The sequence below is a fragment of the candidate division TA06 bacterium genome (assembly GCA_016235665.1).
Lineage (GTDB): Bacteria > Edwardsbacteria > AC1 > AC1 > EtOH8 > UBA5202.
The window spans coordinates 219,982-244,476 of the sequence record JACRJI010000003.1 but is presented as its reverse complement, the minus strand read 5'-3'; the positions used below and the strand labels follow the sequence as shown (position 1 = coordinate 244,476).

The window sequence follows — 24,495 nt, the reverse complement described above, 5'->3', positions numbered from 1 at the left end:
CAAAACAATTTTCATATCCTACTTTACTACCCGATCTACTCCACCTACTTTTATTTAAGGAGCCCTTATGCCCAAACAGGAACTGCAATGGAACCTGAACGACATCATCGCCCGGAATAAGTTTGACGATTTCGCCCGGACCTTTGAGAAGAACATTCTGAAACTGGGCGACCATTACAAAGCCCTATCCCCGGCCATGCCGGAAGAAAGCTTCCGCCGAATGATGTCCTTCACCGAAAAGCTCAAGGAGGACGCCAACCGGTTGAGTTCCTTCGGCTCGCTCTGGATGTCGGTGGACATCAACTCCCAGGATGCTATGCTTTACAAATCCCGGGCCCAGGACCTGATGGTCAGCCACACCCAGGCCCTGATCCCCATCACCCAGTGGCTGATGGGCAAGCCGGTGGAGGGCCTGCGCCGGCTAGATGACGCCAACGCCCAAAGGCTTTTTAAGGCGGTGCCGGACCTGGAATATGTTCTTGCCTACCAGCGCCGGGGGGCGGTCCATACTTTGGACCAGGACGTGGAAAAAGTGATGACCCGCAAGAAGGTCACCGGGGCCGACCCCCTGAACGAGCTTTACAACCTGATCAGCGACGGCTTTGAATACCGCTTTAAGCCCAAGGGCAAAAAAGAAAAAGTATTCAAGACCCAGAGCCAGGTCCGGGCTTACTTTTACAGCTCCAGCCCGGCCGAACGCCAGGCCGCCTACCAGGCGCTTTTCCAGCCCTACCGGGACAACATCTCCAAGTTCTACGTCATCTACCAGGCCCTGGCCAAGGACTGGGATCAGGACGCCAAAGACCGGAATTTTGTGTCTCCGATGTCCATGCGCAATTTTTACAACCAGGTTCCGGATAAGGCCATCGAAACCCTGCTGAAGGTCAGCGCCGACAATGCCGGGATCTACCAGGAATATTTCCGGCTTAAGGCCCGGCTGCTGGGGGTTAAAAAACTGCGGCGCTACGACATCTACTCCCCGCTGGAAAAGCAAAGGTCCTCCATGCCCTTTGACCGGGCCAAGGCCCTGGTCTTGGATATCTTCAAGGAATTTTCTCCCGGCCTGGCCCAGAATGCCCGGCAGATCTTTGAGGCCGGCCACATCGACACCCATCCCCGGCCCGGCAAGGAAGCCGGCGCCTTCTGCGCCATGATCACCCCCAGTACAACCCCCTACATTTTGCTGAACTATACCGGCGACAATTCCTCGGTGATGACCATGGCCCACGAGCTGGGGCACGGGGCCCACGACCTCTACGCCTCGGCCCATTCGGTCACGCCGGCCGAAACCACCCTGCCCCTGGCCGAGACCGCCTCCACCACCGCCGAGATGCTGGTGTTCGAACGTTTGCTGTCCCAGACAAAATCAGACAGGGAAAAGCGGGCCATGCTGCTGGAGAAGATCGGCGACTCTTACGCCACCGTGATGCGCCAGGCCTACTTTGTGAAGTTCGAGATGGCCGCCCACCAACTGCTGCTGCAGGGCGCCAAGGAAAGCCAGCTGTCGGACCTGTACCTCAAGATGCTCAGGGAGCAGTTTGGTTCATCGTTGGACGTGGCCGATGAGTTCCGGCACGAGTGGGCCTACATCGCCCATATCTTCAAGACCCCCTTCTACTGTTACGCCTATAATTTCGGGGAACTGCTATCCATGGCCCTTTACGCCCGGTACAAGAAGGAAGGCCGCTCCTTCGTGCCCAAGATCGAGAAGATCCTGTCCTACGGCGGATCGCAGAGCCCGGAGCTGATCCTGGAACAGGTGGGGATAGACATGTGCTCGGCCTCGTTCTGGCAGGGAAGCTATGACGTGGTCCGGGGCTGGCTGGAAGAGCTTAAAAGATTGAGCAAATAGCCTACAAACAGAAAAAGCCGTTCCGCATAATGCGGAACGGCTTTTTGATTTTCCATTAGCTTAAAACAACCGATACCAAACCTGGCTGTCGCGTTAAAAACTTGTGATGAGTTTATCGAATCACGATCAGTGAGCATCGCAGTTGATGACGAAATAGCTTGTCTGGCCTGTTTGAGGGCTTGGCCAAAGCCCGAGTTCAGACAAGCCCGTCATCAACGAGAAGCACAACGCCTGGAGAGTTTTAAGCGACGAGCTTTTTCTTTTGGTTCTTTGCTTTTTGGCGGTACAAAAAGAAAAGAATAGAGTAGTGATGGGTCTGCGTTTTTGACAGATATTTACTATATGCCTAGTTGTCCCAAGAAAGACAGACCGTCACAATCATTTTTCTTAAATTGTCAGCCCAGCGCTTCTCAAAACTAGTACCAGGCCCTCAGCGTCCTGCTGGTCAAAAGCCCCCAGCTCCCGGCTGTCCAGGTCAAGCACCGCCCGGCAGCTGCCGTCCGGTTCGATCACCGGGACCACGATCTCGGACAGGTTGGCCGGATCGCAGATGATGTGCTTGTCCCCCAGGGCGTACACATCCTTCACTATCTGAGCGGTCTTATCCTTCATCCCTTTTCCGCAGACGCCCTGCAAACCGATGGGGGAACAGGCCGCCCGTGGCTGGCGGCAGATCAGTTCCATGGCCTCCTGCCCCGGCAGCAGCCGGTAAAACCCCACCCAGTCCAAACCCTTGTCCTTAAGGCCTTCCCAGAGAACGTCCGACGCCAGTTTCATCCTATCATCGCTTCCCATGGCCGGGCTCACTTTGCCTTTGATTATCTCCGCCATCCCGGCATAATCCCGTTTGATGTTCTTGGCCGAGATCGTTTCTATCAGTTCCTTCACCTTCTTTTCAATGTCGTCCCGGACACAGCGGAAGAATTCCACCGGCTGGCCCTTGGGATCGGGCAGCTTCCACTCGATCTGTTTGGTGGTGGAGAATACGGGGCAGACGTCCTGACAGCCCATAGTCACCAGGTAGTCCACCCGGCTGACCGGCAGGTCCTGAAACCCCTTGGGGCGGGAGCCGGAGATGTCTATGCCCTTTTCCCTGATCACGGTCACGGCCAGGGGATTTATCGAATCCGAAGGGTTGGAGCCGGCGCTGTAGGCTTCGATCACCCCGCCCCCCAGTTGTTTGGCAAAAGCCTCGGCCATCTGGCTGCGGCAGGAATTTTCAGTGCAAAGAAATAGGACTGTTTTCATAAATGCGTTTTGTTAATGTCCTGTTGAAATATTTGTTTGATGTTTGGGGATCTGACGATCATTTGCCGGCGGGACTCACAGGGTGAACTTCTCTCCCAAAAATTTCTCCCGGGCCCCGGAGTGGTCCACTATCTCCTGGGGGGTGCCGGCGGCAAAAACTTTGCCTTCATAGATCACATAGGCCCGGTCGGTGATCTCCAGAGTCTCCCGCACATTGTGGTCGGTGATCAGTACCCCGATCCCCCGGTCCTTAAGCTTGACCACCACCTGCTGGATGTCGGCCCGGGCGATGGGATCGATCCCGGTAAAGGGCTCGTCCAAAAGCAGGAAGGAGGGATTGGTGACCAGGGCCCGGGTCACCTCCACCCGCCTCCGCTCGCCGCCGGAGATGGCATAGGCCTTCTTCTTGGCCAGATGATCTATGTTGAGTTCGCTCAGCAGTGATTTCAATCGTTCCTGGCGCTGCTCCTTGTTCAGCGGCATCATCTCCAGGATGGCCATGATGTTGTCCTCCACCGAAAGTTTCCTAAAGACCGAAGCCTCCTGGGTCAGGTAACCCAGCCCCAGCCTAGCCCTTTGGTACATGGGCAGGCCGGTGATCTCGGTCTGGTCTAAAAGCACCTTGCCGGAATCAGGTTTCAAAAGACCGGTGATGATGTTGAAGGTGGTGGTCTTGCCGGCCCCGTTGGGCCCAAGCAAGCCGACCACCTCGCCCTGCTTTACTTCAAGGGAGATCCCGTTTACCGCCCGGTGCTTTTTGTAGCTTTTAAATATTCCCTCTGTTCTCAGGGTCTGCCGTTCTTTTATCTGGTCCACAGTTTTCCGTCCTTTAATTCCAGTGTGAGTTGCGCCCTTTGGGCTATTTCCTGATTGTGGGTGACGATCACCAGCGCTATGCCGGTGTTTTGGTTGAGCTCCCATAAAAGCTGGGCCACGTTCTGGCCCGTGGCCCGGTCCAGGTTGCCGGTGGGCTCGTCGGCCAGCAGCACTAAGGGATTGGTGACCACGGCCCGGGCGATAGCCACCCGCTGCTGTTCTCCGCCCGAAAGTTCACTGGGCTTGTGTTCGGCCCGATCCTCCAATCCAAGACTGCCAAGTATCTTCCGGCTTGCTTCCTCGGCCTGGGTCAGGGACTGGCCCCTCACCAGCAGCGGCATGGCCACATTCTCCCAGGCGCAGAATTCCGGCAGCAGATGATGGAACTGGAAAACGAAACCCATGCTTTTGTTCCGCAGAGACGCCAATTCATGGTCCGAAAGATCGGACGTGTCCTGGCCTTCGATCATCACCTGGCCGGCGGTGGGCCGGTCCAGGCAGCCTAGTATCTGCAATAGGGTTGATTTGCCGGAACCGGATGCCCCGGTGATGGCTATGGTCTGGCCTTTTCCTATGGACAGGGTAACTTCTGACAAGACCTTAATGGCCCCTTTGGGAGCCTTGAATGTTCGGCCGACATTTACAGCCTCTATGACTGCGGTCATTTTACTTTTTCCCCTTAACTAAAAATACAAACAGTACCACCGCCAGCAGGGCGGCTCCCGCTCCATAGAGAAATGCTGCCCTGAATCCAAAAACCTGCCACAGCAACCCGGCGGCGGCGCTGGCGGCGAAAGTGGCCAGCCCGGAGGACATGTGGTACACTCCCATCCCGGTGGCTCGCAGATCTTCCGGCACCAGCTTGGAGGCATAGGCCTTTCCCACCCCGTCGGTGAAGGCGGTGTAGAAACCATAGACCGCGAACAAGACCCAGACCATGGCAGGATGATTGTTGAAGGCGAATCCCAGATATACCAGACTGAACAGCAACAGCCCGAAAGTGTAGACCTTTCTGGAGCCGAACCGGTCGGCCAGCAGTCCGGCGGGGTAGGACCCCAGGGAATAGGTCAGATTGTAGAGCACGTATGCCAGAATGACCGTCACCACGGCGTTTGCTGTCCCGGCAAAAAGGTCCTTGGCCCGGATGATCAGAAAGACATCCGACGAATTGCCGATGGCAAAGATCAGGTTGATGAAGATGAATATCTTGAAATCCCGGTTGAACGACTTCCATCCGAAACGGGGCTTTTTATACCGGGCGGTAAACGGCTTCTCCTTTACCAGGAGCAACAGCGCTACCCCCAGCACAGCCGGGACGAAGGCCCAGAGAAAGACCTGTCGATACGACAGGGCCTGGGCGGCCGGATCGGTGGAGGTCATTTTGCTCATGAAGAACAGGGCGGCCAGCGGTCCCAGCACCGCCCCTAGGGAATCCATGGCCCGGTGCAGTCCAAAAGCCTTGCCCCTCTGCGATTCCGGGGTGTAATCGGCGATCAGGGCGTCACGGGCCGAGGTCCTTAATCCCTTTCCGGTGCGGTCCAGGATGCGCATGGCCAGCACGAAGGGCCAGCCCAGGAACTGGGCAAAGACCAGCAGCGGTTTAGAGAAGGCCGACAGGGAGTACCCCCCGATCACGAAGGGCCTTCGTTTGCCGGCCTGATCCGACCACCAGCCGGAGAAGATCTTGAGGACATTGGAAACGCTCTCGGCCAGGCCCTCCATCAGGCCCAGGGCCGCCATCGGCGCCCCCAGCACTGTGGTCAGGAATATCGGCACCAAGGGATACAGCATTTCCGAGGAAATGTCCGTCAGCAGGCTGACCCAGCCCAGCCGGATCACATTTGGAGACAGCTTTGGTTTATCGGCATTTGCCATTTATAGGCCCTTACGATCTGTTACAAATTGACCGTTATCAAACTAGTATGCCCCCCCGCCCAGGATCACTGCCGGCAGTGTTTTGAAAAGTATTTCAATATCCAGAACAGGGGACCCGTGCTCCAGATAATATATATCCAGAAGCACCATCTCTTCAAAGGATAGTTCACTGCGCCCCGAAACCTGCCATAAGCCGGTCATGCCCTGGGGGCCTTCCAGGCGCCTTTTGTGCCACTCCTTATACTGGGATACTTCGGCCGGCAGGGGAGGACGGGGACCCACCAGGCTCATCTCTCCCAGGAATACGTTGATCAGCTGGGGCAATTCATCCAAGCTTAAGCGCCGCAGCCAGCGCCCCACCGGAGTGATCCGGGGATCGTTGCGGATCTTAAAGATCGGACCGTCGGCTTCGTTCTGCTCCATCAGCCGGTGCTTGTTTTTTTCTGCCCCCAGGAACATGGTGCGGAACTTGTAAAGTTTGAACTCCCGGCCGCCCTCACCCAGCCTGGTCTGCCGGAAGAATACCGGACCGGGAGAATCCTGCTTTATTAGCACAGCCGACAGCCCGAATACCGGCGAAAGCAGCAACAGACCTAAACCGGAACCCAGGACATCCACTAATCGCTTGAAGACCCGGTAGGACTTCTGGACCGTCTGGTGATGCGCCCGGAACAAGGATATTCCGGCCATATCATAGATTCCGGCCACCCGGGCCAACAGGTCGGTGCGGTGGGATACGATCCGCACTTCTATCTTATGGCTGCGGCAGTAGTCAAGAACCTGGCTGTAATCGGCCAAATGGCGGGAGAGATCGGGAATGAATACTTCCTCCACTTCCTGCCTGGCCAGGGCTTGATGACATTCCGAGTAAAGGCCCAGGGCCTTTATCCCGCAATAGCTGAAACTCAGGTCCTTGGGTGCTTCCACTAAAAAACCTACTATCCTATACCCCAAGGCATGATTGATTATCAAATGATCCAGGATCGCCTTGGCGGAACGGCCGCTGCCCACGATCACCGCATTCTTTACCCCCCAGCCTTTCTGCATCCGGTCAACATTCAAATTGAACAGCAGCAACCGGCTTAGGGACAGAAATACCGGCGTAATTATAAAATACAGAACGATGTAACCCCTGGAATAGTGGTACCCCTTGAATACGAAGACAATGGTGATCAGCGCAATCAGACTATAGAGGGCTGCCTTTAAAAGGTCCAGCACTTGTTCCGATCGCGGTTGCTTTCCCACCCGGCGGTAGCTGCCGATCAGAGCCAGCCAAAACACATAGGCCAGCAGGACCCACAATTTCAACTCTGGCACTGAGGCCCGGCCCGACTTGGCAAATGGCAGCAGCTCAAACCAGATCCACTGGGTCAGGCCAGCCGAAAGCCAGGCCGCCAGGCAGTCGGTCAACAAAGCCAGGGCCGGAAATACTTCCCCCCAGTTTTTTCTTAAGTTCATGGCCTGCCCTCCCGGAACTTTGCGTATTCAACATCCACTATTGTTTTTAGCTGCCGGATGAAATATTCCTGGTTGAAACTCAGGGCATGTTTTCTAATTTGTTCCCTGTTAAATTCCGTTTTTTCAAAACGGTTGACGGCTGCTATCAAAGACTCCACTGTTTGCCGGCTGAAAAATATTCCGGTCCGGCCATCCACCACCGTTTCCAGAGCGCCGCCCCGTCCGTATGCTATCACCGGTTTTCCGCAGCACTGTGCCTCCAGGGGGGTCAGCCCGAAATCTTCCAGGGTGGGAAATATCAGGGCCCGGCAGTTCTGGTAATAATCCAGCAGCTGGCGGTCGGAAACCTTGCCGGTAAACCGGACGTTGGGCAGGGCCATTTTTTTTAATCGTTTCATCTCGGAACCGTCTCCCACCACCACCAAAGAACGGCCGGTCAGATTGAAGGCCTGCACCGCCAGGTCCACCCTCTTATATGGCTTTAGCCTGGAGACCACCAGATAGTAGTCGCTGCCGCCCCCGTCGTTTTGAGGGAGAAAGAATTCGGTATCCACCGCTGGGTGAAGCACTATGGAATCCCTCCGGTAGTACTTTGATATCCGCTTTTGAACCTCCCGGGAATTGGCTACGATCAGGTCGGGACGCTGGGAACTCATCACGTCCCAGCGCCGGATATTGCTGAGCATATATTTAAGCAGCAGCCTTAGGGGCCAGGCATATTCTTTTAGGGTCTGATGGTACCAATCCCAGACGAAACGCATGGGGCTGTGCAAGTAGCAAAGATGCCAGGTCCGGGGATCGGTGATGGCCCCTTTGGCCCAGGCGCTGGAACTGGAGATCAGGATGTCATATCCGGTAAAATCAAAACTCTCCACCGCCACCGGCATAAATCCCAGGTATTCGCGGAACTGCCCCCAGGGAGAGCCGGGCAGGCTTTGAACGAAGGAAGTTTTGGCCCGGTCAATGTTCAGATGGTCCTCCAGCAGCCCATCCCCTTTCTGCCGGACCAGGGTATACAGGTCGGCCCGGGGATAGATCTTCAGCAGCATCTCCAGCACCCTTTCCGCCCCCCCATACTGGGTAAGATAGTCGTGAACGATGGCGACCTTCGGTTCTTTTTTCTCCGGCTGGATGGCTGAATGGTCCGCTTCCGGCTGAGGCCAGAATTTCCAGCCGTATTTTTGAAAATAGCTTACCATGCTGTTCAGGTGCACCCGGAACAAACGATTCAACGGATTGGCGCTCTGGCGGTGGAAACGATGGTGGGCAAAAACCCTGCTGTTATACAATACTTTCCAGCCAGCCATATGGATCCTGCGGCAAATGTCCACATCGTCAAAATACAAAAAGAACTTCTCGTCAAAGCCGCTGACCTGTTCCAGGGCCTCGCGCCGGAAGAACATGAAAGAACCCTGAAACCAGTCGGTCTCAAAGTTTTGGTGGTAGTCATGCTGAAGCATCTCATGGCGGTCGGCTATAGCATGCAGCCTTTTGTTCTTAAAGGGAAACCTCCGGGCCCAGATATCTACCAGGGTGGGAAATGTCCGGCAGTTATGCTGAATATTGTTGTCGCCCCAGTTCATCAACCGGCAGGTGCTGACCCCGCAATCCGGGTTGCTTTCCATGAAAGAGACCATGTCCTTAACTGTGTTCTTCTCAAACTTAAGATCGGCATTCAGCACCATAATATAAGCGCCCCGGGCCCGCTTGATATTAAGGTTGTGATTGGCTCCATATCCCCTGGACTGGCAGTTTACGGTGATTTTTATCAGTGGGTAATTCTGGCTGACATAATTTACCGTATCGTCCCGGGAACAATTGTCCACCAGTAAAATCTCGTGGTCTACCCCCTGCAGGGATTCCAGCAGCGAAGGAAGGAGTATTTTAAGATGATTCACCTCGCTATGAGAGATAAGCGATATTGATATTAACGGTTGGTCTGTCATTTTACAAGCAATAAAGTTGATTTTTATGCTGTTAGCAGGTAGTAAACTCCCCAGCCGGCCCGGCGCAGGTCGGCACACCATTTAAATTCCCTGTCAGTCATTGCTGTTCTTTCATTGGGGATTCCTGATTTATCTATCACCCGCCGGCGGAACATCATGCTATTTTCCAGAAACATCTTTCTTTCAGAACATTTACTGATGCCGTCTTTTTTCTGCCAGCTTTTCCCGGTAACCAGGCCGGCCAGCGCGGCTTTAGGCCGTTGTTCCAAAAAATCGTGTAGCTTCTGGAATTGACCAAAGATAGCTTCCGGACGCAGCGGCACCAAAGCCAGATACTCGGATTCTGTCATCTGCAACGCTTGATTTACCGCAAACCAGTACCCTTTGGGGCTTTGATTGGCAATCCACAAGACCTGGGGGTATTTTTCCTTAAGCATCTCCAGGCTGCCGTCATTGCTGGCATCATCCACCACCAATACATTGTAAGGCATCTTCGGCGGATCGTCATATATGGACTTAAGACACTCATCCAGCAGGCATTTTTGGTTATGCGCGGCTAGCACCAAAGTCAAACGGCTGACGCTGTAAGGGCGCTTGAAACTGGCCTGGTAACGTTCGTCCAACCGCCAGTGATACTTGTGAAATAATTTCAGGTAACTTATCACATGCCTCAGATAGGAACGGACTTTGATTTGCTGGGTGCCCTGCTGCCCGTAATGGTAGATGCTGGCATCTGGCACAAATTAACGCCTCCAGCCATATTCCTGCATCCTGTAGCTGATGTCTATGTCTTCGCAATAGATGAAAAACCTCTCGTCAAAAAGCCCTGTCTGCTCCAGAGCCTGACGCCGGAAGATGATGTTCCCGCCATATACCCAGTCCACCTCCGTCTCCGAAGCCAGGACCACATCCGACATCTCGTAATAGCGGACCTGGGCGGTGGGCGGAATTATTTTTTTTAAAATAGATCCCCGGTATATCACCGGCCAGATTGACGGAGGAAAGCGGCGGCGCGAATACTGGCGCAGACCCTGGGGAGACAGCAGTTTTGCACCGGCCGCCCCGGCATCGGGAAACTGATCCATAAACCGGACCATAGCGCTGAAGGTGTCTTCGGTTATATATGTGTCGCTGTCCAGGGAAAACAGATAACGTCCGCGTCCCATCCCCAAGCCGATGTTCTGGGCCGAGGCAAATCCCCGGTTCTTGCGGTTGGCTATCACCTTGACCCAGGGAAACTTTTCGGCCAGCATCGCGACCGTACCATCGCGCGAACCGTTGTCCACCACTATCACCTGGTAGCTGATACCCTTGGTATGGGCCTTGATAGACCCCAGGCACAGTCCTAGCAGCCGCTTGACATTATAGCTGACGATGGAGATGCTCAGGTCAATATTTTTATCTTCGGGATAAAGCATACTTTTTTTTTAAACTATCTGCCGGGCGGTGGTTATTTTATAATTTTCAGACAACAGCAGGGAGGTCATTTTATTCAGAACATCCGGACGGTTGCCGCTGGAGATCAGCCAGTCGTGAAGGTTCAGGGTAAAAAAGCCCGGCGCCCTCAAAAGCTGCTGGTGCCAGGCATTGACGGCAAAATCTATGTCTTTGGCCGGAGAGGGCTGCAGGGGAGATAACAGCCCCAGCAATTCCCCGTCCATGGATGAGGTTAGCGGAAGTTCCTTTAACCCGTATTTGTTCTGATGCGGAAGCTTGCGGAAATTCCTTTCTTGCCACCTGGCCCACAATCCGGCCATTCTTTGACCCGCCCGGATCTCGGGCCTGGCCGCCGGAGAGAAGAATCGTTCCCGCAAGAACAGGTGTTGGTGACTGACCCAAAGGTATCCCTTCCTGTTCAGCCATTCCAGCAATCGCTGATCGTGATCCAGCCAGGGCGCCCGGAAGCCGTAAGGGCTGTGCCCCAGAGTCTGAGTGTAGGCCTGCTGGCTGCGGGCCAGTACTTTCTCCAGCCATTTATCATCCAACATTCTTAAGTTTTCGTGCTTCCAGCCATGCAAAGCGATCTCATGCCCCTGCTTTTCCAATTCCACAAAAAGCTGGGGATGCATCTCCAACAGCTTGCCGCAAGCATTGAATACCGCCGGAACCTTATAGCGGTGCAGCACCTTGGTGATCTGGCTGATCCCCTCGGCAAAATCCAGATATTCCCGCCAGGGGCCTTCCAGACCGGATTCGGTGTCAATGAATATGATGGCATTTTTTCCGGTCACTTTTTCTCCCGCCAGGCTGTTATCTGATTATGAGCCAGTTTTCCCAGCTTTTTTATGAAATATCCTGCATCCTTTAAACCGATGCCGCCGGAACGCAACATCAGTCTGGCCCTAAGCAGTGAACCCTTGGCCTTCATGTCAGCCATTTCTTTGTGGCTGACCCCAGGCAGGTTCATGAGAAACGAAGTGTCCTTCAGCCAGGAGTCCCAATCAGTTAAAAGCTCACTGGCGACCAGCTTGTGCCTGATGGCAATGTCATATAGCGGGCTGCCCGGATAGGGGGTGGTTATTGACCAGCCGATATAGTCCACTAGCCTCTGGTCCACCAGTTTTTTGGCAAAATCCAGGGTCTTTTGGGTCATGGCCAGATCCTCAAACCGCAGCTGGCCATCCTCCTCCCAAACGTTGAACAGCATGAAAAGACCGTGGATCTTTAAATTGTATTTTTTTAACAGACGGCAGGCTGATTCCACCTGCTCCAGGGTAATGTTCTTTTTGATTCCTTTCAGGGCTTCGGGATTTCCGCTCTCTATGCCCAAATGAACATACCAACAACCCGCTTCTGCCATGGCTTTTACCAGCTCTTCGGGGAGGGGATGGGCTCTTAATTGCGTTTTCCAGGCCACCGGCAGACCGCGCGATTTGATCTCGGCGCAGATGGCCATGGCATTGTCCAGATTATTGTTGAATTCGTCGGCATTGTCAAAGGCCTCACGCACTCCGAAGGTCTTATAAAGGTACTCTATCTCATCGGCAATGTTTTTTGCCGTGCGGGTCCGGACCCGGGGAGTGGAAGTGTTCCAGACGCAATTGGAACAAAAGGTGCAGCGGTAGGGACAACCCCTGGACATGATGATATTGGTTTCAGGCGTATATTTATAAAGATAAAAACCGGTGTAATCCTTTAAGTCCAAAAGATCCCTGGCCGGAAACGGAATGTCGTCCAAATTAGGAATGAATTTGCGGGGCGGGGTCAGCACCGGCTTACCTTCCTTGCGCAGGCAAAGCCCGTCTACTTTTTCCCAGTCCACTTTCTCAAAAGAGCCATTCTGCTCCATCATCTTGACGATTTCAACCAAAGTGGTTTCGCCCTCCCCATATACCACCAGGTCTGCAGCTGAGCGCAGTATCCCTTCCTGGGGCAGGGCCGTGGCGTGAGGCCCGCCCAGGATCACTACCTTGCCGGGATGCTCCCTTTTTATGCGATCAGCCAGCCGCAGGGCGCTGGCCGCTACCGGAGTATAATAGGAAAGACCTATGATATCAGCGTCAACTGCTTTTATCCGCTCAATGGTCTTCAGGTACCCATGCCGTACACCATCAAATACATTGATAGCCACCTGCGGCATCTGTTGCCGAAGGTAACCGGCCAGATACAGAATGCCCAGGGGCGGAGAGATCTGTTCCCCCAGCTCTCCCAGTTTTGGCGGATTTTCCGGCGGGACAAATATCAATTGGACTTTCATTGGTCTGCCTCACTATTTTGCATTGGTTCCATTAGCTTTTGGTAAACCTGGCCCACCCGTTTCGAAACCAAAGCAGCGTCAAACCTTTGGCGGACGGTATTCAAGGCCTGGCTTCCCAAAGCCTCCCGAAGTCTTTTATCTTTTATCAGGTCCTCAATTTTCAGGGCCAGGTCACGACTGTTCCCAGGAATGGCAAAAAGCCCGTTTTGCCGGGGCGTGATCAAATCCAGCGGACCGCCCAAGGGGGTAGCTATCACCGGTTTCCCCAGAGCCATCGCCTCCAGTGCCGTCAGGCCAAAGCCCTCTGGTTCGATGGATGGCTGGACAACCATATCGGAGGCGGAAAGGTACTTGGCCACATCCTTTACTTCCAGCAAAAGGGTGTGCCTGCTTTTCAAGCCCTTGGCCGTCAGTAGCTGCTGGATCTCCAAAGCCTGATCCTGATATTTTGGAACGACCACTCCTAAGATCAACAGGTGCAGATCATAGCCTTTATCCAGCAAATCCAGTATGGAATCTATGAGCACCACCACTCCTTTGCGCCGGATGAGTCTTCCGCAGTATCCTATCACCAGCCTGCCGTTCGGGATCCCCAGTTGAGTTTTGGTTTCCGGAATATCTGTCCGGGGGTAGAACAGGTTCAGGTCCACCCCGTCGTTGACCACCGTGACCTTTTTTTCGATGGCCGCCCGTGAGAAAAGTTTGGCTGCCTGGCTGGAGACGCAGATGATCCTGTTTGCCAATAGGGGCATGAAAAGCCTTAAGAATCTTCTGATCCACCAAGGCCTCTCGATTATCTCCCGCACCTGCCACGCGTGGGGGATCCGGCAAATAAATGCAGCCAACCCGGGCGAAAGAAGGGCACTGGAGTTGGTATGGACCAGCGCTACCCTTTCTTTATTGATGAGCTTTATGAAAAAGGACGTTGATTTAACCAGCCGGACCAGGAACTTGAAAATGTAAATTTTTCCCAAGCCCCGGGCCATTATATCCAGATCGTCAAAATAATGAACCTTAAAGCCCTTTTGCTCCAGGTCCAGGGAAATGGGCCCGGGATGCGGGTAGACCATGATCATCCGCCATTTATCGGAGTCCATCTTTACGGCCAGATTACGCAGGGCAATATCACCGCCGCCCAACTCTGAGCCATTGGTGGCCAGGATCACCGGTTTAGGATATGATTTTTTCATAGACCTGATATGTTTTAAAAGCAGTATTGCGCCAGGTAAAATCCTTTGCCCGTTCTCGGCCTCTCTGCCTCAGCTTTTGCGCCAGAGAGGGTTCATCCAACAGCGAGGTAATCTTAACGACCCAATCGGAAGGATCTTCCGGGTCGGCCAGCAAACCGGCGGTTCCCACTACTTCCGGCAGGGCCGAGGCATTGGCGGCCACCACCGGAACCCCTGCGGCCATGGCTTCCAGAACTGGCAGACCAAACCCTTCGTACCGGGAAGGAACCAGCGCTCCCAGGGCGCTTACCATCAGGGCCGCCAGATCCTCCTGCGGCACCGGGCCGGCAAAAATAACGCTGGACCCCAGCCCAAGTTTAAGGCACTGTTCTTTGATGGCAGCGGCCCCGAAACCGTCACGCCCTATAATGCAAAGTTTCAGACCGGACCTGCCCTTTTGTCTCATGATTTTCATGGCCTGGAAGAGGACTTTCAGGTTTTTTCTGGCGGTAACCGTGGAAACCGTTATCAGGTATGGCTTCTTCAGTCCGTATCTGGCCAGAACATCATCCGCTTTGGCGGCCGGAACCTGGCTGCAGCTCGAAACGCCCAAAGGTATCGCAAATATTTTTTGGGGATCTATCCCCAACAGAGACACTATCTCCTCCTTGGAAAATTCTGAAATGGTTATTACAGCCCGGGCGGTTTTGGCGGCCTGTTGTGTAACCCAGCGCAGATAAATATTTTCTTTTAGACTGTAAAAGCCGGGGTGGCGCAAAAAGGCCAGGTCGAAAAAAGTAACGGCGGACGGCATTTTTAAACCAAACGGCAAGGTAAAAGAAGTTCCATGAAAGACATCTGTTTCATAACGATTTGCCATTGAGCCAACCCCTCGCAGGTCCCATCCAAAGCGGCCCACTTCTCCGCCAGGCCATCCAACCGGGGTTATGGTCTCCAATTGTGACCGGCCTGAGGACAGTATCAATTTTTGTTCCAAAATGTTTTTATTCAAACCGAACAAATACTTGAACGGTCCTTCATCCAAGCCATCCAAGCCCCGCAGCAGGTTGAACAGATATTGTTCGGTTCCGGTCCAAACCGGCCGTTCAAGATAACGGCAGTTAAATCCCACTTTCATGAAATACCACCAGGACTCAAGGTTCCTGCCAGTTTCTCGATCTCCTCCGCGGCCGAATCCCAGCTGTAATATTTTCGGGCTATTTCCACGGTCCGCCCCTTTAACCGTGTTTTCAATCCTTGATCCCCGGCAAAAGACACTATCCCCTCCGCCAAATCCTGCGGTTTGAGACTTTTAAAAACCAGGCTTTGGTCCAGCCGGTTAAGGATCTCCGGGATGGAACCGACCGGGGTACCCAGCACCGGAGTATCGCAGGCCAGGGATTCGGCGATAGACAGCCCAAAGCCTTCCAGCGAGGTGGTTGGCATCACCGAAAAATCGGCCGCCTGGTAAAGCCTGACCTTTTCCTCTTCGGTGACATATCCGAGAAATTTTATCCGGTCCCTCAACCCCAGTCCAACTGATCTTTTTTCCAGTTCGTCTTTTAGCGCACCCTGCCCGGCTATCAGCAACATCGCTCCCGGAAGTTTTTTTACCACAGACTGCATGGCGTCGATCAGCAAATCTACCCCTGTGCGGGGGATCAGGCGCCGTACCGTCAAGAGCAGCGGTTGCGCTTGATCGTAACCAAGTTGCTTTTTAAGAGCCGCCTTGTCTTCTGCAGGGCGATATATTTCGTTATTGGCCCCGCCTGGTATGACTGTCATTATCTTTGGAAAAAGTCCGAAATGGCGGTTAATTATCTCTTGGCTGTGCATACTTAAGGTGGCAACTGCTCCGGCGGCGGCGATATGTTTTGACGGTTGGCGTTTCATCCACCATCCCAGTAGCGGCAATCCCAAAGTAGCAACCGATCTGGCGAATACCCCTTTTGATCGGGCCAGACCCAGCAGCTCTGTCTTATATTCCAGATCCATAGGCCCGTAAAAAAAGTAGATGCTCGGTAATTTATTTCTCCGGATCCACTTGAAGGCAGCTCTGTCGGAATACAGCGAGCCACACAGAACGGCGTCATAATCATCGGAATCAATATTTTTCAGGAGATTTAAGCAGCTTCGGCCCGCCGCTATTCCCCTGCCGGGATTTTCGAACCGGCCGGCATATCTTACAACCCTTACCCCATCCGGCCAAATCTCTTCTGCCGGAGTTCCCCGGTCGGTCCGGGCGGCCACCACCGTGACCCGGTGTCCTCTTTTTTGCAGTGATTTAACGCAATTATAAACATGCACTCCGCTGCCGCCGCCGGGTTCGGGGTAAAAAACACTTGTGATCCACAATAACCGCAAACTCTTCATGACTTGAACCAACCCTTTTGCATTTCCCAGGCTTTGAAATACGATACCATGGGATACAGCAGGGAATAGGTAGCTACAAACAGCCCCATGGTACCATCCAGAAAACCCAACCTGATAAAATAGAACACTAAAAATACTTTCAACCCTTCCAGAACTGCAACAAGCCCTGAAAAATATTTACTGGTTCGTATTTTCTGAGGATAAATCTTTTTTGCCTCCAAATCGGTGTAATAATTAAATTTGGATATAAACTCGGTATAGCCGTCATAACCCAGGTGCATGATCTTGCCTTTCAGCTTTGCGGCGGGTCCCTGAAGTTTTATGGTCTCGTCCGTGAGCAGATCGTCATATTCCCCGCGGCCTTTGCGGAAGAGTCTTATCAGACACAAACCCTCAAAACACCGGATACGTCGGCTACCCAAATATGTGCTGATCCTCAGGTAAAAACCGGCCGGGGCACCCGGACGGTTGATCTCTTTGACGATCTCCCTGGCCAGACCTTCCCCTACTATCTCATCAGCATCAATGGAAAGAATCCAATCATTCCGGCATTTCCCGATACCCCAGTTTTTCTGGGGCCCGAACCCTTGCCAGGCATGGTGGTACACTTTGGCGCTTTGCTGCCGGGCGATTTCCACAGTACGGTCGGAACTGCCTGAATCCACCACCACTATCTCGTCAGCCCAGGCCAGGCTCTGCAGGCATTCTTTCAAATGCCGCTTCTCCTCGTTGTAGGTGACCAGTAAGGCAGAGATGCCCATATCTACTGCCTCCCCGCTGGCGGTTTGTCGGTTTCCAGGGATTTGACGGCGGCCGTAAACCGGTAAATGGCCGAAAACAAGGAAATGTAAAAGCCAGGCATACCGTCTTTAAATCCACCGCGTAAGATATAATAATCAAAAAAGGTCTTTACCGGCCTGGCAATCCCCTGCAAGAAAAAACTATTTCCCCAGGGTTTTTGCCTTTGGAGATCTTTAAGAATAACGGCCTCGGCGGTGGTATAACGGTTGAATTTCGCCAAATATTCATCAAGATTGGCCACCGCCCGGTGATCCATGTAACCCTTCATACTTCCGGTGGATCCCTGGACCAGCAATCTCTCGTGCACGGGTGTTGTCTCGAAACGGGCCTGACCATTCTTAAAGAGACGCTGTTGCCAGTCTGGCCACCAGCAATGCATAAACCTGTCGTTGTAATAATTCCGGCGCAAAATCCGATAAGCCGAATGCTTTGGCCTTTGTTGCAATGTTCTCTTTATTTCATCAACCAAACCAGTGGTCATCTCTTCGTCGGCATCCAGTGATATTATCCATTCCCCCTGGCAGTGCTCAAAGGCCCAGTTCTTTTGGCGACCAAAACCTTGCCACGGATGATGCATTACTTTTGCCCCATATTCCTTGGCTATCTCCAAAGTGCGGTCGGTGCTCCCCGAATCCACCACCAGGACCTCATCCGCCCAGACCACGCTTCTAAGACAACGTCCAATGTACTTTTCTTCATTCTTGGCTATTATTACCGCTGATACCAGCAAGCTCAAGTACCTCCCGTTGTCAAACGGCTGTTCCATTGGGCCAGTAGCCCCACAAAAAACCAGAAATAGATGCTTACCGGGATCGTTTCTATACCGCCGGAAAAAGTAAGCACGATTACCGCCATCATCAAGGCAAAAAGCGATGCCGACATGGAGTGATGGGGAAAATCGTCCCGGCGGGATATTTTATATGCCGTGGCTGCCGACACAACAAAAACCGCGAGCAATAAAAACAATCCGGGCCAGCCGTAGTTGGTGGCGATCGTAGCATAGTAATTATCGGTTATATAAACCGAACGGCTGTCGTTTTGTCCTAATGCGCTCTGGGCCTGACCCCGGCTTCCGCCCACCGAACCTGCTCCCAGTCCCAATGGGTGGCCCATGACGGTGGGAATCCAAGTGGTAGCCAGTGCCCCCAGGCGGCCTTGCACCGAGACGCTTTCCTTGGGATTTCTTAAACTATTTACCATAGCTAAAAACGGATCATCTGTAGTGTCCTTGGCCGCAATGTCAAAAAGGATGATTATGAAAGCAACGGCCACCGAAAAAGCCAGGAACCGGTAGATTTTGCTGCCTTTTTTAAACAGCAGATAAAACATCAGTCCCGCCGCAAACCCAACCCAGATACCGCGGACCTGGCAGGCAAAAATGCAGAATACGCAAAGCAATGCCGTAAGCAGGTAAAATAGATTTAGCAAAAATCCCTGACCCCGCTTGAACCATGAGAGGGAAATAAAGAACATGAACAGCATATAGGTGCCGAAAACTCCAGCACTGATCATGGTGGAAAAATATCGGATCCCTCCGGTGGAGGAGACCGGAGTTTCTCTTATCCACCAAGCTTCAGCTGCAGTCCAGCCAAAGATCATCTGTTTTATTGCATAAAGGCCGCACAGCCAGATAAGCACCAGAAAGAATGTCTTTAGAACCGCCAAATGCCGATCTTCAATTAAAAAAAGCGCCAGAAAAAAAGTTATGGCCGGAAAAACGTCGCCCCGGTAGCCAAATAAAGCAACACTTATAGAAGGATTCTGTGGGTTTATCACCTCCACTATACCCCACAACAAATATGTTATGGTCAACACCACCAAGTGCTGCTTGTATTGTCCAAAACCTATCGACATCTTTTTATTGAAAACGAAGCCCCCCATGCAAGCCAGCATAATGAGGTCTGTGGCCGCTCCCACATTGGGAATTATTCCCAGCCTCATGATAAAGCCCATCAAAGGAGTAACCAACAGCAGTCCCAGGAGCCCATTTAACGGATAGTTTATTCCGGCAAAGGCAATGCCGCTGCCAAAGATGAACAGCAGTATCAAACTTAAAAAACCGTTGTTTATGCCCCATCCCATAAACCATCCGGATATCACCAGCGCCAATAACCCGAATATCTGCAAAAGCAGCATCCGGGGATTCGATCCGCGCCTTTGATTTTCACTGCGCCAAAAGTATTCGGTAAACAGCAACTGTCTTTTCTCCTATGGCCTGCGGCGAGTAATGTTTTTTATATGTTTCTAAGGCTCCGGCGCCGAGTCTGTCTTTTAGTGATTGATCCATATGCAAACCAGTAATGGCTTTTACCAAGGATTCAGAATCCCCGGCAGGAACTGCCACCCAGGGAGTTTCGCCCTCAGGCCGGTTTTGCTCATCCGTCACCACCAATGGCTTGCCCAGCTGCAGCATCAACGGCAAGGTGGAATGGCGCCCCAAATCCTGGCTCTTGGTGAAAATGGCCAGCCCGATATCGGCGGCGCATAGTGTAAAACTGGTTTCCCTGACGCCAAGTTCTCCCGTAAAAACGATATCGGAGTCAAGTCCCAACTCTTTTGCCATCTTCATCAGTTCGGTCAGGTAGGTCTTTTCGTCCCCCTCGGAACCAACATGAATGTAACTCGTCCTTAGATTTTTTTCCTTCAGTGCTTTAAGTGATCTAAGGATAAGGGGGAAATCCTTGTCGCGGTAAATAAATCCGAAAGAAACCAGCAGCGGTGCCTTCGAGTCCAGGAAATATTTACGGCAAACTTCTTCCTTATGGCCCTTGCCCGGCAAATCCACTTCCATTCCCGGGCCGATAGGTATATTGAATATTCTCTTGGCTACGGCCGGATGAATACCGGCGATTTCGTCAGCCCCCGATGGATAACCGATAATTATGGCATCGGCATATTCCCACATCTTTCTCAGGACGGCCTTTTTCCGGAAGCCCAAACGGCCTGCGCCCTTGAAAAGATAAGGATAGTTCAAGTCGTGCTGGGTAACTACTACCAGGGCTTTGGGCAGCCAGCGTTTGATTTGCCCCGGCAGGGAAAGTCCCAGCCAGCCTGGATGAAACAAGGCCTGCTGATATTGTATATGAACGATATCCGGGTTTTCAGATTTTAGTATTGCTTGAATGTGCGTTTTTTGGCTTATCTTCCAATTGGAAACGGTATGCACACGGCTCAGACCGTACTGCTTAGCATCCACCGGATCGTCTCCGGTCAAAAGGGAAATCTCCAGTCCCATGCCGGTCAAGGCCTTGATCAACAAAGCGGCATAGTTTCCCACTCCGCATACCTTGGGTGGGAAAGCCGGACAAACAAAAAGAACTTTCATGGCCCGGCCAATATTTTATACTGCTCAATAATTTTCAAGGCATTTTGCCGGATGGTGAACCCCTGGGCGATACGTTTCTGCCCGGCCCGCCCCATGCGGCGCCGATACTCCGGATCGCTGGCCAGCACCATCACCTGGCGGGCCAGTTCAATGGCATCCAGTTTCCGCATGACGATCCCTGTCAGGCCGTCTTCCACCGACTCCGGCAATCCGCCCTGGTTAGAAACGATCACCGGGCGGGATTGGGCTTGGGCATCAATCGAGATCAAACCAAAAGGTTCTTCCTGCGAGGGAACCGTAACTATGTCCAAGGCGCTTAAGAATACGGGCAGGTCGGAAATAAAACCAGTGAAGCTCACCCTGGAATCCAACCTGTAATTATTTATCAATGTGTCCAGTTCCTCCAAGTAATTGAGATCGGCCGTTTCCCGGTCCCCGGCTATGATCCATTTGATGGAGGTTTCTTCCTTCAAAATATCCACGGCTTTTAGGAACAGATGCTGGCCCTTACGGGGATGGATGCGGCTACAGATGCCAACGGCAATATCGCTTGGACCCAAACCCAGACGTTTCCGCATGGCCCGGACCGGTTCAGCAGCGGCTTCCGTCAAAGGTTCAATGCCCGGCCTTATGGTCAAGCATTTATTTCCATTGATTTTGTAAGTCAGAATGACGCGTTTTCTTAGAGCCTCCGAATCTGTAAAAACCACGGGGATCTTACGCAAGGCCCAAAGGGAAAACCGGTTAGATACTTCAAAATCCTGGAGCTTGCAGCATATGGGAATCTTGCCAAATAAAGCAAAAGGCATCAGCCAATGCAGTGAGTTGGCTCCTTGAGCGTGTATCAGGTCAGGCTTAAACTTCTTTACTTCCTTAGATATCGAAATCACCGAGCGTATATATGGCAGGGGTTCGCCTTTTTTAAAAAAATCCAGACAGATCTCCGATACATTAATTCCAGCTTCAGCAGCCTTTTGCGCTAATGGGCTTTGAGGGGGGCAAAGCAGCCTTGGTTCAATCCCCATATTTTTCATTTCCTTGACCAAGGCCAGCAGATGTTTTTCGCCCCCCCCGTATTCCACCCGGCTCCAATTTATAAAAAGGATACGCATCAAGCACTCTCCATTTCGGCCTTAGCCGGCCTGATGTATTTGTGCCAAAAATCCATCCATTCGTCTTTTTCCAAAAGCCAGATGACAAGCAAGTACCCTATTGACAAAAAACCAGCCTTTAATATCAGCAACACCAATAGAGAATCTGTTTTGGGAAGATACGCCAACATCGAAAGTGCCAGCCCGGCACCGGCGGCCAGGGCCGGATTTAATAATATTTTACCGAAATTCAGATCCACTTCCTTCACCACTTGGCGGTAAACCACTATGATCCCGACGGCCGAAGAAACTGCCACACACATGGCCACGCCCTCTTTACCCCAAAGATAAACAAAGGGAAAACAGGTCAGTACCATCCAGCCCCCCTGCCAGATCAGGGCATCCATGGCCGCCTTGGGACGGCCCACTGCCGCCAGCAAACCGCCGGCCAGATCGTAGAATGGCCGCAGCAGCATCATCAGAGCCAGCCAGCGTAAAATATTTACTATGGGCAACCAACGTTCACCGATCAGAACAATGGTTCCCTCATGGGCGCAAAACACCATCCCCAGTCCGATCCACAGCGAGATGCGAAAAACAGCTGAGAGCACTTTCTGATATGCCTGGGAAAGCGCCGGCCTGTTATTTTGCAGGCGGGAATAGGTGGGAAAGGCTGTGGAGGCGATTACGTGGGCCACCTGGGTGGTCGGCAGGTTCGCCCAATTCAGGGCTTTACTGTAGAAACCAAGCTCGGTGTTGCCCCGGACTGTTCCCACCGTAAAACTGTCAAACTGCTGTGACAGGGACTGGGCGCTCATTCCCAAAAACCAGCGCCAGTAAGGGCCGTAACTTAAGAACCAGTTCTTAATATTTTTGTCGTATTCCCACCCTATGGAAAAAGGGCAGACCAGCAGGTTCCCAACCAATCCTACCACAATACCGGATACGGTTCCCGCCACTAATGCCCAGGGTCCCCATCCCAACCAGGCGGTAAAAACCATCAGCCCGGATGAAATCAAACAGGAAGCCAGGGCGATTAGGGCGATCTCCTTGTACATCATCGTTTTTTGCAATATGACACTGGGCGTCAGGGAAAATATGGCCGATCCGCTGGCAGCCATTAAGGCGATGAATATCAGTCCCACGGTCTGGCCGTAGAATTTTGCCACCAGCCAGGTGCCTGGCACAGCCAGTGATAATATGGCCGAATAAATGCCTAGGTTCAAAAGCCGGTGGGTGGAGTAATGGGCGGCAACAGGGTTGGGCTGGTGCACCAAGGCTTCGTCAAATCCCAGCATCTGAAAACGGGCCGCAAAAAAAACGAATACTCCGGCCATGGCATACTGGCCGAAAGCCTCCGGCGCCACCAGCCTGGCGGTAATGATCGAGGCTACTGCCGTCACCGCAAAGCGGATATAGTTGGCCCCGGCCACCCACAATGTGCCGCTCACGGCTTTCTGGGCAATCGCTCTGCTCATTGGATATAATTATTTTCGGTTTTCAGCATCAAATCGTCTTTAGCTGTTTTTTATAGCCAGACAAAATCCCTGTTCCCATACAGATTGCATTTTTCCTCTAAGCGTGTATTATTCGCCCGGTGTCAAAGCCCTGGCTTACCAGATGCTGCCCGGCCCGGTTATCAGTCCGGCAACTATTATGACTCATCTATTATTTTTTGCGGAGATACGGAAGGATAAGCTCCACTGCTTTATCCTTGAAATTGTGCCAGGAATAATCCAGCGCCCGAGTCCGGGCATTTTTCCCCAGATGCAAACAAAGTTCTGCATCCGAAAACAAAACCCCCATTTTCTGGGCCAATAAGCCCGTGTCGGCCACCGGCACTATCCACCCGCTTTTGCCATCATCAATGGCAGATTTCACCCCGCAGTTTTCAGTGACGATGGCGGGAAGGCCGGCCGCCATTCCTTCCATGACAGCCATCCCAAATCCATCGGCCAGCGAGGGCAGCACTGTAAACCTGGCCTTTTCAAAGTATGGTCTGAGGTCGGTTTTAACCCCTGCCAACTCCACGCTGGCATCCAACATCTGCTGATTAGCGTCCAGCCAGTTTTTTAAGCAAGGCTGCAAATTGCCAATGAGTACCAGCCTGCGACCCGGCTTTTTAACCCTCTGCCAGGCCGTAATCAGATGATGGACACCCTTGGCCAGTTCCAAACGGCCGATGTACAGGGCCCAGGGTTCCTTGGTTCCCTGAACAGCTGAAGGATGAAAGTAATCGCAATCAACACCCGGCGGCATTATCAGAAATTTATCCGGTTCGAAACCGCTGGCGATGAATGAATCCACCACCAATTGTGACGGTGCGGCTATGATATCGGCCAAGCCAAGTTCGTACAGGCTGTCTGTCACTCTTTTTGGTCCGAGGTGCCAGGGAAGCGGAATGTTGTATCTTTGGAATTCGGCTGCCAGCAGATCCCGAAAGGCGGGGGGATAGATCATGCCGCATTCCAGTACTGATTTTATTCCCTGGGAGCGGCAGGCTTCTAATGATTTCTGGGACTGCAATACCCAACCGTAATAAAGACCAGACTCTCCCCTGCAAATCTCCTGTGCCACTTTCTTTTGATAAAATGCCTCTTGTCTGGAAAGCAACAGTTTCCGGCCCCAGTCAAACCGGCCCAAAACGGGAATGCGGACTGGTGCAATGGCCCGGGAATTTTTGATGCTATTTTTTAATGGCTGGCCATCGATATGAAAAAACCTCAACAGTAAGCCGGCCTGGGCCAGCCCTTCGGCGAGATGCTGAGCCACTTTGCCTATCGCCTCCTGCCCCAGCGGACTGGATGTGGCCAATATGACTTTTTTCAATTGCTCCAGCGGAAC

20 protein-coding genes and 1 pseudogene are annotated in these 24,495 nt (G+C 52.7%); 1 reads left to right on the top strand and 20 read right to left on the bottom strand.

What is annotated here, in order from left to right:
* Positions 1–67: 67 nt before the first annotated feature.
* Complete coding sequence (locus HZA73_01825; GenBank protein MBI5804766.1) at positions 68–1,852, top strand: M3 family oligoendopeptidase; 1,785 nt, start codon at positions 68–70, stop codon at positions 1,850–1,852.
* Positions 1,853–2,716: 864 nt separating this feature from the next.
* Here the strand turns inward: HZA73_01825 and HZA73_01820 are convergent.
* The 20 genes and pseudogenes from HZA73_01820 to HZA73_01725 form a co-directional block, all read right to left on the bottom strand.
* Positions 2,717–3,100 (bottom strand): annotated as a pseudogene (locus tag HZA73_01820) (arsenate reductase ArsC).
* Between the two features lie 75 nt (positions 3,101–3,175).
* The gene (gene lptB, locus HZA73_01815; GenBank protein ID MBI5804765.1) at positions 3,176–4,021 is read right to left on the bottom strand and encodes an LPS export ABC transporter ATP-binding protein; all 846 of its coding nucleotides are present in this window, start codon (positions 4,019–4,021) and stop codon (positions 3,176–3,178) included.
* Positions 3,904–4,581, bottom strand: coding sequence for an ABC transporter ATP-binding protein (locus HZA73_01810; GenBank protein ID MBI5804764.1), 678 nt, complete (start codon positions 4,579–4,581; stop codon positions 3,904–3,906). Before HZA73_01810 ends, lptB begins: the two co-directional genes overlap by 118 nt.
* A 1-nt stretch (position 4,582) precedes the next feature.
* Entirely contained in the window at positions 4,583–5,755 is a 1,173-nt protein-coding gene (locus HZA73_01805; GenBank protein MBI5804763.1) for an MFS transporter, read from the bottom strand.
* Between the two features lie 78 nt (positions 5,756–5,833).
* Positions 5,834–7,249, bottom strand: a complete 1,416-nt coding sequence (locus HZA73_01800) for a sugar transferase (GenBank protein MBI5804762.1) — start codon at positions 7,247–7,249, stop codon at positions 5,834–5,836.
* Complete coding sequence (locus tag HZA73_01795) at positions 7,246–9,147, bottom strand: glycosyltransferase (protein MBI5804761.1); 1,902 nt, start codon at positions 9,145–9,147, stop codon at positions 7,246–7,248. Before HZA73_01795 ends, HZA73_01800 begins: the two co-directional genes overlap by 4 nt.
* 71 nt (positions 9,148–9,218) lie before the next feature.
* A complete protein-coding gene (locus tag HZA73_01790; protein ID MBI5804760.1) occupies positions 9,219–9,935 on the bottom strand; it encodes a glycosyltransferase in 717 nt (238 codons plus the stop codon).
* 3 nt (positions 9,936–9,938) lie between these two features.
* Positions 9,939–10,613, bottom strand: coding sequence for a glycosyltransferase family 2 protein (locus HZA73_01785; protein ID MBI5804759.1), 675 nt, complete (start codon positions 10,611–10,613; stop codon positions 9,939–9,941).
* 9 nt (positions 10,614–10,622) lie between these two features.
* A complete protein-coding gene (locus HZA73_01780; protein MBI5804758.1) occupies positions 10,623–11,426 on the bottom strand; it encodes a polysaccharide deacetylase family protein in 804 nt (267 codons plus the stop codon).
* Positions 11,423–12,892 carry a radical SAM protein gene (locus HZA73_01775; protein ID MBI5804757.1) on the bottom strand — a complete coding sequence of 490 codons (1,470 nt, stop codon included), beginning with the start codon at positions 12,890–12,892 and terminating at the stop codon, positions 11,423–11,425. Before HZA73_01775 ends, HZA73_01780 begins: the two co-directional genes overlap by 4 nt.
* On the bottom strand, positions 12,889–14,082 hold the full coding sequence (locus HZA73_01770) for a glycosyltransferase family 4 protein (GenBank protein MBI5804756.1): 1,194 nt from the start codon (positions 14,080–14,082) through the stop codon (positions 12,889–12,891). The genes HZA73_01775 and HZA73_01770 overlap by 4 nt, the downstream gene beginning before the upstream one ends.
* Positions 14,063–15,199: a glycosyltransferase family 4 protein gene (locus HZA73_01765; GenBank protein MBI5804755.1), complete on the bottom strand. Its 1,137-nt coding sequence runs from the start codon at positions 15,197–15,199 to the stop codon at positions 14,063–14,065. The genes HZA73_01770 and HZA73_01765 overlap by 20 nt, the downstream gene beginning before the upstream one ends.
* On the bottom strand, positions 15,196–16,434 hold the full coding sequence (locus tag HZA73_01760) for a glycosyltransferase family 4 protein (GenBank protein ID MBI5804754.1): 1,239 nt from the start codon (positions 16,432–16,434) through the stop codon (positions 15,196–15,198). The genes HZA73_01765 and HZA73_01760 overlap by 4 nt, the downstream gene beginning before the upstream one ends.
* On the bottom strand, positions 16,431–17,195 hold the full coding sequence (locus HZA73_01755) for a glycosyltransferase family 2 protein (GenBank protein ID MBI5804753.1): 765 nt from the start codon (positions 17,193–17,195) through the stop codon (positions 16,431–16,433). Before HZA73_01755 ends, HZA73_01760 begins: the two co-directional genes overlap by 4 nt.
* Positions 17,196–17,197: 2 nt before the next feature.
* Positions 17,198–17,971 (bottom strand): glycosyltransferase family 2 protein, encoded by a 774-nt coding sequence (locus HZA73_01750; protein MBI5804752.1) that lies wholly within the window; start codon positions 17,969–17,971, stop codon positions 17,198–17,200.
* Positions 17,968–19,431 (bottom strand): O-antigen ligase family protein, encoded by a 1,464-nt coding sequence (locus tag HZA73_01745; GenBank protein ID MBI5804751.1) that lies wholly within the window; start codon positions 19,429–19,431, stop codon positions 17,968–17,970. The genes HZA73_01750 and HZA73_01745 overlap by 4 nt, the downstream gene beginning before the upstream one ends.
* Positions 19,400–20,560, bottom strand: coding sequence for a glycosyltransferase family 4 protein (locus HZA73_01740; GenBank protein ID MBI5804750.1), 1,161 nt, complete (start codon positions 20,558–20,560; stop codon positions 19,400–19,402). The genes HZA73_01745 and HZA73_01740 overlap by 32 nt, the downstream gene beginning before the upstream one ends.
* On the bottom strand, positions 20,557–21,606 hold the full coding sequence (locus tag HZA73_01735; GenBank protein ID MBI5804749.1) for a glycosyltransferase family 4 protein: 1,050 nt from the start codon (positions 21,604–21,606) through the stop codon (positions 20,557–20,559). The genes HZA73_01740 and HZA73_01735 overlap by 4 nt, the downstream gene beginning before the upstream one ends.
* Positions 21,607–21,671: 65 nt before the next feature.
* Positions 21,672–23,129, bottom strand: a complete 1,458-nt coding sequence (locus HZA73_01730) for an oligosaccharide flippase family protein (GenBank protein MBI5804748.1) — start codon at positions 23,127–23,129, stop codon at positions 21,672–21,674.
* Between the two features lie 190 nt (positions 23,130–23,319).
* A complete protein-coding gene (locus tag HZA73_01725; GenBank protein MBI5804747.1) occupies positions 23,320–24,480 on the bottom strand; it encodes a glycosyltransferase family 4 protein in 1,161 nt (386 codons plus the stop codon).
* Positions 24,481–24,495 lie beyond the last annotated feature (15 nt).

Bases quoted from the DNA above. Each gene is read 5' to 3' on its own strand.
- HZA73_01825 (MBI5804766.1), top strand. From the start codon at position 68: ATGCCCAAACAGGAACTGCAATGGAACCTGAACGACATCATCGCCCGG.
- lptB (MBI5804765.1), bottom strand. From the start codon at position 4,021: ATGGGAGCTCAACCAAAACACCGGCATAGCGCTGGTGATCGTCACCCA.
- HZA73_01810 (MBI5804764.1), bottom strand. From the start codon at position 4,581: ATGACCGCAGTCATAGAGGCTGTAAATGTCGGCCGAACATTCAAGGCT.
- HZA73_01800 (MBI5804762.1), bottom strand. From the start codon at position 7,249: ATGAACTTAAGAAAAAACTGGGGGGAAGTATTTCCGGCCCTGGCTTTG.
- HZA73_01785 (MBI5804759.1), bottom strand. From the start codon at position 10,613: ATGCTTTATCCCGAAGATAAAAATATTGACCTGAGCATCTCCATCGTC.
- HZA73_01775 (MBI5804757.1), bottom strand. From the start codon at position 12,892: ATGAAAGTCCAATTGATATTTGTCCCGCCGGAAAATCCGCCAAAACTG.
- HZA73_01770 (MBI5804756.1), bottom strand. From the start codon at position 14,082: ATGAAAAAATCATATCCTAAACCGGTGATCCTGGCCACCAATGGCTCA.
- HZA73_01765 (MBI5804755.1), bottom strand. From the start codon at position 15,199: ATGAAAGTGGGATTTAACTGCCGTTATCTTGAACGGCCGGTTTGGACC.
- HZA73_01760 (MBI5804754.1), bottom strand. From the start codon at position 16,434: ATGAAGAGTTTGCGGTTATTGTGGATCACAAGTGTTTTTTACCCCGAA.
- HZA73_01755 (MBI5804753.1), bottom strand. From the start codon at position 17,195: ATGGGCATCTCTGCCTTACTGGTCACCTACAACGAGGAGAAGCGGCAT.
- HZA73_01740 (MBI5804750.1), bottom strand. From the start codon at position 20,560: ATGAAAGTTCTTTTTGTTTGTCCGGCTTTCCCACCCAAGGTATGCGGA.
- HZA73_01730 (MBI5804748.1), bottom strand. From the start codon at position 23,129: ATGAGCAGAGCGATTGCCCAGAAAGCCGTGAGCGGCACATTGTGGGTG.